Source organism: Actinoplanes sp. ATCC 53533, assembly GCF_003947245.1.
Genome location: NZ_QHHV01000274.1, coordinates 1 through 11,924 on the forward strand (window position 1 = coordinate 1; position 11,924 = coordinate 11,924).

The 11,924-nt window shown below is 66.0% G+C and carries 8 protein-coding genes and 1 pseudogene; 4 read left to right on the forward strand and 5 right to left on the reverse strand.

What is annotated here, in order from left to right; translation table 11 throughout:
* Nucleotides 1-54: 54 nt before the first annotated feature.
* Nucleotides 55-534 carry a universal stress protein gene (locus DMB66_RS53005; RefSeq protein WP_158647656.1) on the reverse strand — a complete coding sequence of 160 codons (480 nt, stop codon included), beginning with the start codon at nt 532-534 and terminating at the stop codon, nt 55-57.
* 368 nt (nt 535-902) lie between these two features.
* Between DMB66_RS53005 and DMB66_RS53010 the strand changes: the two genes are divergently transcribed.
* The gene (locus DMB66_RS53010) at nt 903-2,417 is read left to right on the forward strand and encodes an ISL3 family transposase (RefSeq protein ID WP_233625476.1); all 1,515 of its coding nucleotides are present in this window, start codon (nt 903-905) and stop codon (nt 2,415-2,417) included.
* Between the two features lie 398 nt (nt 2,418-2,815).
* Here the strand turns inward: DMB66_RS53010 and DMB66_RS64890 are convergent, their stop codons facing one another.
* A complete protein-coding gene (locus DMB66_RS64890; protein WP_233625474.1) occupies nt 2,816-3,268 on the reverse strand; it encodes a hypothetical protein in 453 nt (150 codons plus the stop codon).
* A 135-nt stretch (nt 3,269-3,403) separates the two neighbouring features.
* Here DMB66_RS64890 and DMB66_RS53020 point away from each other — a divergent pair, with 135 nt between their 5' ends.
* Both DMB66_RS53020 and DMB66_RS53025 read left to right on the forward strand, forming a co-directional pair.
* The gene (locus DMB66_RS53020; protein ID WP_233625475.1) at nt 3,404-3,787 is read left to right on the forward strand and encodes a hypothetical protein; all 384 of its coding nucleotides are present in this window, start codon (nt 3,404-3,406) and stop codon (nt 3,785-3,787) included.
* Between the two features lie 848 nt (nt 3,788-4,635).
* Entirely contained in the window at nt 4,636-5,709 is a 1,074-nt protein-coding gene (locus DMB66_RS53025) for an integrase core domain-containing protein (RefSeq protein WP_125811660.1), read from the forward strand.
* Between the two features lie 443 nt (nt 5,710-6,152).
* Here DMB66_RS53025 and DMB66_RS53030 read toward each other — a convergent pair whose 3' ends face one another.
* The 3 genes from DMB66_RS53030 to DMB66_RS53040 form a co-directional block, all read right to left on the reverse strand.
* Nucleotides 6,153-7,031, reverse strand: coding sequence for a hypothetical protein (locus tag DMB66_RS53030; RefSeq protein ID WP_125811661.1), 879 nt, complete (start codon nt 7,029-7,031; stop codon nt 6,153-6,155).
* Between the two features lie 423 nt (nt 7,032-7,454).
* Nucleotides 7,455-7,724, reverse strand: a complete 270-nt coding sequence (locus DMB66_RS53035) for a hypothetical protein (RefSeq protein ID WP_305027827.1) — start codon at nt 7,722-7,724, stop codon at nt 7,455-7,457.
* A gap of 75 nt (nt 7,725-7,799) precedes the next feature.
* Nucleotides 7,800-10,391 carry a S8 family serine peptidase gene (locus DMB66_RS53040; protein ID WP_125811662.1) on the reverse strand — a complete coding sequence of 864 codons (2,592 nt, stop codon included), beginning with the start codon at nt 10,389-10,391 and terminating at the stop codon, nt 7,800-7,802.
* 476 nt (nt 10,392-10,867) lie between these two features.
* On the opposite strand from DMB66_RS53040, the pseudogene DMB66_RS53045 reads away from it, so the two are divergent.
* Nucleotides 10,868-11,924, forward strand: a pseudogene (locus tag DMB66_RS53045) (hypothetical protein); the annotation flags it as partial.

Sequence of the window (11,924 nt, forward strand, 5' to 3'; positions counted from 1 at the left end):
GGGCCGATCGCTTCGGTGATCCGGTCTCGGATCCGGCGACGTAGGCTGCCCTGGCTAAAACCTGGACCGCGTTGAAACCGCCGCGACATCGGCGTCGGTGAGCGGCGTTGCCGCCGTCGACCGTGACGGCACCGTGATGATCGGCAACGACGTGACCTGGAGCAGACGAGCGGCGACACTGCCGAGCATGAGGTTGATCAGTGATCCATGCCCGCGGTTGCCGATGACGAGCACGTCAGCGGCAGCGGCTTCGGCAAGCTCCAGAATTGTGCGCGGAACGTCACGGGTGGTGGCTTTGGACGACACGACGGTGGCCTGGACGCCGTCGTCTTGCAATCGTCGAACCATGCGGTGAAGTGAGGCCAGCACGGGCCTGCCGTCCTCGGCCAGGAAGCCGGACCTACTGATCGTGACCTCCTGGACATAGATGATCGTCAGCGTTCTGCCGGTGGCCCGCGCGAGACCTTCCGCGAGGGGCAGCGCCTCGGATGCGGAGGCAGAACCGTCCGTGGCCCAGGCGATGGTGGTGAACACGGCACCTCCTCGGGTGTCAGCTCTTCTCATTGCGCGGGGATACGCCGAGGTCGTACCGGCGTTGGCTGCTGCCGGCACATCCGCCGACATGCTGGTACCAGCCTGCGCCGGCGGACACCCCACCGGCACTGGCCGTGCCCGGTCAACTCGGCCGTGGCTTCTTGCCGAGCGCCTGCAACGGCTCTACCTTGGCCCGGCGGTTTGTCAAGGGCCATCGTGATGTGGCTCTGGCACGAAGTTGGTGAAAGCCGGGATCGTCTCGACCCCGGCCGCCGGCAATGATCCACTATGGATGATCATGTTCACGGTGTGATGATCATGGTTTGGAGAGGCTGCTGCCTCACTTGGCGACCCTGCGGATCCGGCACGTGCGTGCCGAGGGGCGGTCGGTCTGGCTGGAAGCTGACGTTTCGGCTGCCGATGCGGGGTGCCCTGCCTGTGAGTCGCGGTCGGCGCGAGTGCATAGCCGCTACCAGCGTGTCCTGGCCGACCCGGCGATCGGCGGCAGGCCGACCCTGTTGCGTGTGCGGGTCCGCAGGTTCTTCTGCGACAACGCCGCCTGCCAGCGGCGGACCTTCGTCGAGCAGGTGCCGCAGTTGACCACACCGTATGCCCGCCGGACTCCGCTGTTGCGCGGTGTCCTGGAGAAGATCGCTTTGGTGTTGGGTGGCCGGCCGGGCGCGCGGATGACCCGCCTGCTGGCCGTCGAGGTGTCCCGCACCACCATGTTGCGGCTGGCCCGGGCGCTGCCGGTGCCCGCGCCCGGCACGATCGCGGTGGTCGGGGTCGACGATTTCGCGTTTCGCAAGGGCAACACCTACGGCACGATCATCGTCGACATGGACACCGGCCGGCCTGTCGACCTGCTGCCCGATCGCCACGGCGACACCTTCGCTGAATGGCTGCGCGCCCACCCTGGTGCTCAGGTGATTTGTCGCGATAGGGCCAGCGGGTATGCCGAGGGCGCCCGGCTGGGCGCGCCGGACGCGACCCAGGTCGCCGACCGTTTCCACCTGTTGCAGAACCTCACCAAGGCGGTCGACCGGGTCGTGCGTGCCCACCGCGCCTGCCTCAAGGATCGGTCCGAGGCCGAGGCCGTCGCGCAGCCGCGCCCGTCCACCGAGGGTGAGCCGGGCCGCCGGGCCGAGGTGACCCGACAACGCCACGCCGAGATCCACGCCCTGCACACCACCGGCATCGGCACCACCGCGATCAGCCGCGCGTTGAACCTCGACGGCAAGACGGTGCGCCGCTACCTACGCGCGGCGACCGCGGATGAACTGCTCACCGAGACCATCCCCCGGCCGAAAGATCTCGACGAGCACACCGCCTACCTCGTCTCCCGATGGGAACAGGGCTGCACCAACGCGGTCCGGCTGACCACCGAGCTACGCGAACGCGGCTACCGCGGCAGCGCCCGCACGGTCCGCCGACTGCTGCAGACCTGGCGCGACGGCACGATCAAACCGACCGCCGTGACCGCGATCGCGCCGAAACCCCGAGAAGTGACCGGCTGGATCATCCGCCCCGCCGGCGAGCGCACCGAAGACGAGCAGCGCGGCTTGGACCGCATCCTCGAGCGCTGTGACAGCCTGCGCACCGTCGACCGGCTGGTCAGTGACTTCGCCGGTATGCTGCGCCAACTCCAGGGCCAGCACCTGGACACCTGGATCGCCCAGGCCAAGCAAAGCGGCGTCGCGCACCTGGCCGGCTTCGCCACCGGCCTCATCAAGGACTACGACGCCGTACGCAACGGCCTCACCCTGCCTTACAGCAGCGGTGCTGTAGAGGGCAACGTCTGTCGATTGAAAACGATCAAAAGGCAGATGTACGGCCGTGCGAACTTCGACCTCCTCCGGCTCCGCGTCGTCCTCGCCGAGTAACCGTCACGACGCAGACGGGACGGAATCACGAACTTCGTGCCAGAGCCATTTTTCAGTGTCCGCTAGCACGCTCGTCGAAGGAGGTGCCCGGCTATACCCCCGCGGCATCGCCACGGCTACGCCGTGGACCTTCACCGTGGCCTCCCGAGCCGACCGTCGTAACCGACCCGGAAGTTGCCCACCCCAACCACAGGCGGGCACGCACCGCTCCCAGCCCAAATCCGTCAGGTTAGAGCTGGTGGGACGTCTTAGGAGGCTTCACACACCGGTTCCTCACGTACACCTCTCCGACACGCTCGCCGGACCCGCAACCATCTGACGGTGCTGGCCACGCCCCGGCTTTGTCAGGGCCGCTTGCCACCCTCACCGGCACCTCCCGGATCAGGCTGCCCCCAACTTCAGCGCCCTGCCACGACAGGACGCCGGTGGCGGTCTCTCACCCCCACTCGATCAATCAGCGCCTCACGGCGCACCCGTCGGTGCCCCCACCGCGGGTTGTCGTGTGCGAGGCATCGGACCAGGTCTCGGATCTCGTCGTTGACCGGTGGCCGGCCTGCCTTGCGCGGGTGGGTCCAGTGGCGGCGGAGTAGCCGCCGGTGCCAGGCCAGCAGGGTTGCCGGGGTGACCAGCCGGTGGGCTCGGATCACTGTGGGTAGTAGCCGGGCCAGGGCGGACAGGATGGCCCGGTCCGGCCAGGACAGCCGCGGCCGGCCGTTCAGTTGTCGCCGCAGCACCGCCACCTCATGACGCAGGGTGAGGACCTCGGCCAGCACAGCGGTGTCGTTTCGGATCAGCAGTCCGAGAGCACCGACGAGCCGGATCATCATCAGGTAGACCAGCCGGATCAACACACCGTTGATCGTTACCGTGAACCGGGAACTCCCAGCTCACCGTGGGTGCGACAAGTTCTGGCACGGTACAGGACCGGGTCGATTCCCTTCACCTGCTCCAGGAGGCCGTCATTCAAGGCAGGGTGGGAGTGTGGGATGAGCCTCGAAATTTCAGTATGGGTACCGGACGGCGACGCCTACGCCGGCCGGAGAGGTGTCGAGGACCCGCCAGGCAGCAGTACTGGAGTAGGAGCTGAGAGCTTTCGTTACAAGATCTGGGGTTCGGCGGCCGCCCGGAGCCTCGGCGCGACGTTTCTGCCGCAACTCGCCGACATAACGGAGGAAAACCGCGGCAACCTTCAGGTTCCGCCCGACCGACTTGGCGCGTTCGGGCAGGAATGCACACTCCTGGCTGAGAACGTCGACCATTTATCCGCCATGACTGGATACGATCGGGACCGCATCCTCCATTACCTTACCAATATGCAGAACGCGATAGAGCGTGCCAAAACGGTAGGCGGGGGTATGATCATTTGGTAGCGGCCTTCCGCAACGCACTCTTCTCGGCAAAGTAGTGAGCAGCGGCGCCCCTATCAGGAACTACGCGCAGTCACTGGCTGCCGCTCGCCCCTACCTGGCGGGACCGCCGGTAGGCGAGGATCAGCAAGATCCCGGCTGGACGCTGCTCGTGCGTCCAGCCGCATCGCAGACCAAGGTCGAGGCAGCCGCGCGGCGCACGTCGATCCGATCGGGCGGCCAGGGCCGGTGGTTCACGGCGGCGTCTACCTCAGCAAGATCATCGATGTTCCCGGCGGGAACACCACATGAGCGCTACGGCCACAACCAGCCACACTGAGCCACGAACTTGACGGTCCCATACCCGGACAGATAGTGTTATCCCAGGTCAGCGGCCCATTGACCTTGGGGGTTCAAGTCCCCCTCCGGACACACATTAAGCACACGGCCGAGGTCGGAACTGACGACCTCGGCCTTCAGTGTCTTCAGGCCCGGCTTGTAGGTCATCCGCAGGCCGATACGGCTGTACAGCTCCGCCTTGTCGCGCGGGTCAGCCTCGCGGAGGACGCCGAGAAGGCTGCCGAGCCCGTCGACGATCGCCGCGATCTGATCTTCGTTGAGCCGCTGGGGCGGTGCCGCGCTGAGGCGTAGCGCGGCGGCAGCGGTCGCCCGCGCGGTAGAGGTCTCGCGGATCCAGCCGGCGACGAGGGCGGGGTCTCCACCGGCATCGAGCGTGGCCCGGTAGCGCTCGATCTTGGCGTCGCAGTCCGCGATGGTCTGGCTGAGCTTGTACCGCTCGAAAACAGGGTTTCGGAGGTTGACCTGCGGTTCTGTGCGTTGCCGGTTGCTCGGTGGGAGGCAGGCTGTCCGGCATGGTCGTGTCGTTCGGTTACCTGGTCCTACGTCAGGTGCTGCAGTTGATCGTGCTGGGCCTGCGTGGCGAGCGGGCGAAGGAGATCGAGATCCTGGTCCTTCGTCACCAGGTCGCGGTGCTGCGTCGCCAGGTCAAGCGCCTGGATCTGGAGCCATCCGACCGTGCGGTGCTCTCGGCCCTGGCCCAGCTCTTGCCCCGACTGCGGTGGGCAACGTTCATGGTTGCCCCATCCACGTTGCTGCGCTGGCACCGCAACTTGATCGCCCGGAAATGGACTTATCCCCGGCGCCGGCCGGGCCGTCCGCCGGTACGGACGGAGATCCGGACGCTGGTGCTGCGCCTGGCGAAGGAGAATCCAGGCTGGGGCCATCGCCGGATCCAGGGCGAGTTGGTCGGCCTGGGCTACCGGGTGGCGGCCAGCACCGTGTGGTCCATCCTGGCCAACGCCGGGGTGGATCCGGCACCGCGGCGGTCTGGGCCGACCTGGACGCAGTTTCTGAGCGCGCAGGCCAAGGGGATCCTGGCCTGCGATTTCCTGCACGTCGACACGATCGGGTTGAATCGTGTCTACGTGTTGTTCCTGATGGAGATCGCTACCCGTCGGGTGCACATCCTCGGCGCGACGACCCATCCGAACGGACAGTGGGTGGCTCAGCAGGCCCGCAACCTGATGCTGGAGCTGGGGGAGCGGACCGCGCAGTTCCGGTTCCTGATCCGCGACCGGGACACCAAGTACACCGCCATGTTCGACGCGGTGTTCAGCAGTCAAGGCATCGAAGTCCTGCGCAGTCCACCGCAGGCACCGCGGGCGAACGCATACGCGGAACGGTGGGTGCGCACGGTCCGCCGCGAGTGTCTGGACCGGATGCTGATCTACAACCCGCGGCACCTGCTGGCCGTCCTGGCTGAGTTCGTCGAGCACTATAACGAGCACCGGCCGCATCAGAGCCGGGATCAACGCCCACCCGGCGCCGTGGACACCTCGCCTGCCGTCGTCGACCTTGCCTCCGCGCGGGTCCGCCGCAGAAAAGTCCTCAACGGACTGATCAGCGAATACTCGCAGGCAGCTTAGCCCGACCGCATTTCCGAGCGGTACAGGCAGCCTGGCGCGATCCCGCCAACACAAAGTGGAAGAACCCCAGCATCGAGAAACTACTAGGCGGCGGACTGTTCCTAGGATTTCGTCCGTCGAACCACGAGAGTGTTTTCGGGTTAGTCGAAGTCAAAGCACTCTTCGAGCGCGCTAAACGCTACGCACATGTTGACATACCGCGCGAAGACTGGGACTTTGAGCCCAGCGACATCGACTACGAGAACATGGGTTATCGCGACGACGAGCCATAAGACGCTGAAATATGCGTCAGCGAACGATCTTCAGGCGCAACGGTCGGCTTCCGCGTCGGGCTGGAATGAGAGGCTATCCTGCCGGCCTCGGCTCGCGACCGAATAATTCCGCTCACCCGGCATCATCTATTTTTGCGTCGTTCGACCGACGAGTTGACGGGTCGCTGCGAATCACCCGGACGAAGCATTGTCACCCGCTCGAAAGGGATGCTTCCGAATCGCGTCGATCACACGTTCCTCCATCAGCCGGGCGCCACCAACCGCTTCAGGTCCAATGCTCCGCTTCATTCGGTTAAGCGTGTCTCGAATTCGCCGACTCGCCACTTTGTCGCTGACTTCGCTTAGCTCTGAACGAAGTTTGTCGGCTTCCGTAATTAGAGACTTCGGCATGAAATCGAACCGGGAGACGTCGGTGATTATGGGTAGGTTGGCCCATAGTTCTCGCTCTAGCGCTGTGCGCAGTGGGCCGAGCCTTAGGTATTGAGACATGAAGTCCGGACTCATGACCGGTGACTTCGGCGCATCTGCGCCTAGCCACTCTGTCAGCTTATCTGACAGGCGGAAGGCGACTGAGTCGAGTGTGAGCAGCCATGCGTGATATCCAACCGGGAACAACGCCGAGCGTGCCCTACGTTGGATTACGCCAAGTGTTGTCTCGACGTCGTGATTGGCTAGCTTCAGTTTTGTGGCGGAGTCTAAATCGTACTCGGTTCCTGGGCGGCGACGGCGCTCGTGGGCTTCCAGCCAGATTTCCTGAATCGCGCTCTTGAGCAGCGTTCCGTCCGCTTCGGCCACCTCGGCAGTCAGGTCTCTATGTTCGATGCCGTGGTCTTCCTCTAGATATTCGAGGATGTCCGCAACTGGTTCCTCCGATCCCCGGAACGTCTCTGCCCACTTGTAGAAATCAGACCGAGCCTGTCCAGAAAGCGCAAATGCGCTGTAGATGAAAGGTACCGTTGACCTCCACTTCGATGTCTCAGTTCGCGAAAATGCAAACGCCAGGTTTAAATGCCGCTCAACTTCTTCCGCAATGCCGGACGTAACATACAACCTCAGGCCGGCCTCACGCGCAGCCCTTAGGATGGTTGTGTAGTATCGCGCTTCACCCGGACCCTGTGGGTGCCGAAAACTCGATCGCGGCTTTGACCTGGCACTACGCGTCCAACCTCGATCGGTACCCGCGATTTACCTGAACACGTTCAGAAAACGAGTCTCAGAACTTGAACAGGTTCATCTGCGGACCGTTCCCGTCGGGGAGGCCCTCAAGCAGCGCCCAGGTCAGGGCCCTGGATGAGTTTTTCGGCACCCACAGGGTTGTAGTCCGCGATCGAGCCGGTTCCGAAGTGGAACGCGCTCACGTGATCCGGCTGGACGACGAGGGATTGCTGACGGGGACCACTGCCTCGTCCACCCGCGTTCCGCTTCTCTCGGCCCAGCACGGCGGTGCGCCACCCAAACCGCAACGGCGGCTGATCAGCGTCGCCGATCAACCGCCGTCATGCAGCAGGCACTTTCATAATGTGCGAGGGATGCGACCGGTTGCGGTTGCTCGGCTGGGAGGCGGTGGGGTTGGACGACCAGGAAGCAGACCACGGTGGCGGCCAGCATGCCGCCGAAGACGACGATGGCCATGGCGACCGGTCCGACGCCAAAGCCAAGGCCGGCCAGCAGCGAGACACCCATGATCTGCTGAGGTGGCCAGCGGCGCAGCAGGCGCACGTTCAGCTGGGTCGCACCGATCAAGCCGACCGCGTGTGTCTGGACCTGCTCGTCACTTCGGTCTCCTTGGGGCTCTGAACCGGGTTCAGGCGCGTCGCGTCAGCGTCGGCGCCAGGTGCGGGGTGCGGTGGTCGTCGCGTTGCCGGGTTTGTCGTAGCCACGCACTCGTACGGTCATGGCCTTCTTCTGTTTGGTCGTGGCGACGCGGAGGGTGTACGGGGCGGTTTTGTCGGTGGCGACGATCTTGTTGTTGACGAGGAGTTCGACGCGGGCCATTCCGGCGGTGTCTTTCGCGGATACGACGACCTTGACTGTGCCCTTGACCTTCGCCTCGTTCTTCGGTGCGTTGGTGATGGTTACGGTGGGTGCCTTGTTGTCGACGGTGATGCTGCGGGTGATGTTTGTCTTGTTGCCGACCATGTCATAGATCGCCCAGAGCAGGGTGACGCGGCCGTTGCGGCGGCCGGTGGGCACGGAGATGGCGTACGGCGCGCGGTTGTCGGAGCCGACGTAGGCGCCGTTGGCGTACAGGTCGACCTGGCTGATGCCGGCGGGGTCGCTGACTGCGGTGGCGGTGGCGGTGAACGTGCCGCGGCGCAGTGCCTTGTCGCCGGGGGCGACCGAGCGGACCGTCGGGCCGGTGTTGTCGAGGGTGACGGTGCGGGTGACCTCGCTGGTGTGTCCGGCCTCGTCGGTGCCGCGGAAGGTGAGGGTGCGCTTCCCGGTGAGTTTCGCCGCGGCGGGCCAGTCGAGGATGTTGTGGTGCCGGTCGGTGCGAGCGACCTCTTTGCCGTCGACGAGCAGGGTCAACTGGACGAGGCTGGAGTCGGTCACGCTCGGAGTGAACCGCAGCGGGCCGTGCAGAATCTTGGGAAACTGCCGGGGGTCGAGAGTGATGGCAGGCGTGTCGTGGTCGATGCCGACGTATTCGGTCAGCACGTACTCGTTGCCCGCCCGGTCGGTGATGTACGCGACGAGGTATTCCCACTTGCCGGTCTGGGAGGTGCTGAAGTCGACGGTCGTGGTCCACGGGCCTTCGCCGGTGGTGTCGATGGTGTGGCCGTGCACGACGATTTTGGCGATGTCGGGGTCACCGCTGATGGTGACCGGCGTGTGACCGTCGACCACCTGGTACGGGACCGGGGTCACGAAGGCCGCGGACAGGCTGGTATCGAAGTCGCCGGTGTCCGTCCGGGTTCCCACGTTGCCGGAGCTGTCGTAGACGCGCACGGTCACGGCGACGGCTCCGTTGAGCATGGTCGGCGACCATGCCATGGACAGACTGGCGGTGGTGGACGTGGCGACGACCTTGCCGCCGACGACGATTTCGGCGCGGACGACATCGCGGTTGTCGGTGACTCGGGGCTGAAACCTTCTAGGGCAGTGGCACAGGGTCGTGCCGTCGAGGGACATGCCAGTCTGTTCGACCACCGGTGGCTCGGTGTCCGCCGGCCCCACCAGACGGGTCACCTTGCCGGCGTCGAGCCTGCGGGCACCGCGCCACGCCGGGTCGGCGGGATCGGAGCCATCGAGCAGCGCGGCGCGTACCTGGGTGGCAGTGGCCTGCGGGCGAAGCGCCAGGGCGAGCGCTGCGGCACCGCTGACCAGTGGGGTCGCGGTCGAGCTTCCCGTCCAACCGGTCTCCTTGCCGGTGTGGTCGAGCCCGCGCCGGGCCCCGTGCGCCACCAGATCGATCCACGGGTCCTGAGCCGGATTGGTGTTCGAACTCGGCAGCGGCTTGCCCTTCTCGTCGGTGCCGCCGACCGCGATCACCGGCTCGATCGCGGCCGGATACATGCGGGTCGTCACCCTCTTGTCGCCGGCCGCCGCCACGACGAGTGCACCCGCGTCGACGGCGTGGGCCACCGCGTCCCGGATCACCTGGCTGTCGCTGGCACCGCCGAGCGAGACATTGATGATGTCGGCACCGTGGTCGGCGGCCCACACCAGGCCGGCGGCGATGTCGGCGTAGCTGCCGGAGGTCCCGCCGGTGTCGGTCGGGCGCAGCACCTTGACCGGGAGGACCTTGCACTGCCAACAGACGCCGGCGCCGCCGACACCGTTGCCGGCCTTCCCGGCGATCGTGCCGGCGATCATCGTGCCGTGGCCGTGGTCGTCTGTGGCGTCGTCATCGTCGTTGACGAAGTCGTGGCCCGGCAGCACCCGGCCGTCGTCGAGGTCAGCGTTCGGGCTGACGCCGCTGTCCAGGACGGCGACCGTGACGTCGGCCGCGCCGGTGCTCCACGACCACGCTGCCGGAATCCGGTTCACGGCGAAGCCATCGGTGCCGTCAGTGCGCAGCGGATCCTCGGGGTCGGGAACCGCCATGCCGTAGGCCGTGCTGTCGGATTCCGCGTAGCGCACCGCCGGGTCTGCCCGCAACGCGGCCAGGGTGGCCGTGCGCTGGGGTGCGGGCACCCGGATCACGATGGCCGCCAGGCCCGCGATCGGCTGCTCATCGATCACCGAAGGGCCCAGCCGCGTCAGCACGGCGGCGGCGTCCGTGCCCGGTGCCAGACCGATGACCAGCGTAGCTGTCTCCACCGGTGTGGTCGGCTCGACACGGGCGACCAGCGTCGCATCGGGCCCGCGCAGTTGGTCGACCGGCGCCGATGCGATCACGGCACCGCCCGATCCGGACCCGGCGGTCAACAGCGCGGCGAGGAGGACGCTCGGCAGGCGTGCAGTCACGATTGCTCTCTCAAGTCATGGTGTTGGTGATACGGCGATCGACGCGGGCGAGCGTACCGGTACTCCATCGACATTTATGCCCCGCACTCGTCTGAACGGCGACACCAACATGACCGCGAACCTGGGCGACAGGGGCCTTGTCCGCGCGGCGGGCATCTCCATCCGCTGCGAGACAACATTTGGTCGTAGGTTGGCAGGCCAAATCACGCAGCTCTTCCGTCGTGCAGCGGGGGCACTGGGCCTGCGCGCCGCGACGGCGTCCGCATCTGTCTCTGCGGTGCTGCCGTCTTCCATCCGATAAGACCGACCACTGGGTTGAGCTGGGCACTCACGCGGCGTTGTCACGCAATGGCATCACGTAGTGACGATCGGCCTTGCGCGCGATAGTTCGTCCTCTATATCGTGTGGCGCGTCGGTGATCTTGTCGGGGAGTATCGAGTCCTCGGAAGCAGCGGCAACTACACGGGGGAATATCGATGACGCACGGCGGGCGGCCGACGGGCCGCCATCTTGGTCCGTCCAAGGGCTCTTTCGTTCGTCCGCTGGCGGTTGCAGTGGTAGGGCTGCTCACTGCGGCCGCTGGGGCTTTCGTTGCTCAGCCGGCCTTAGCTGCGCCGCTGCTGGCCGTCGTTCGCGCGGCGGATCCGACGGAAGCCGTCGACGAGGCCACGGCGATGCATCTAGCGTGGAAGTACCGTTTGCCGGTCGAGATTCTCGGGGAGCGGACCGAGTCGTCGGAGACGTTCGCGCTGCCTGACGGCACCCTGAACACCAAGACCTACGCGTCTCCGATTCGAGTGCGCCGCGGCACGGGCTGGGTAGCGGTGAACCCGGATCTAAAGGTTGCCGATGGTGTCGTGGTTCCTGAGGCGACGACCTTGGACGTCCGGTTCTCCAACGGCGGCGACGGTCCGCTGCTGACGGTGACGCGGGACGGGCGCTCGCTGGGGATGTCCTGGCCGGGCACGCTGCCCGTGCCGGTGCTGTCGGGCGACACGGCGACGTATTCGGAGGTGCTGCCCGGCGTTGACCTGCAGCTTACCGCGCACGTCGACTCGTTCAGTGAGGTCTTGCTCGTCAAGACCCCGGCGGCGGCGCGCAATGACGCGTTGCAGCGGCTGCGGTTCGGTCTGGCCACGCAGGGCGTTGTCATGCAGCGTGACGCCGACGGCTTCATCCGAGCGGCGACGCCGTCGGGAGACCCGGTTTTCGTTTCTGACGGCGCCCGAATGTGGGACAAACCGCAGACGCCCGGCTTGGCGCCATCGCAGCGGATGCGGGCGCTGAAGGCCGATCCGGCGGCAGTGAGTCTGCCGCAGGACCCGGAGCCCCGTCGAGTCGAGGATCTGCCGGTGCACCTGGACGGTGCGTCGCTGACGGTCGTGCCGTCGCAGCAGATGCTGACCGATCCCGCCACGGTGTATCCGGTCTCGATCGATCCGGGATTCAACGGCGGCAAGGAGATCTGGACGCACGTCAGCCGTAAGAATCCCACCAAGTCGTACTGGAGTGACAAGTCGACGCGTGGTGACA

Coding starts and splice junctions, on each gene's coding strand:
- DMB66_RS53020 (WP_233625475.1), top strand. CDS start 3,404: ATGAGCCTCGAAATTTCAGTATGGGTACCGGACGGCGACGCCTACGCC.
- DMB66_RS53025 (WP_125811660.1), top strand. CDS start 4,636: ATGGTCGTGTCGTTCGGTTACCTGGTCCTACGTCAGGTGCTGCAGTTG.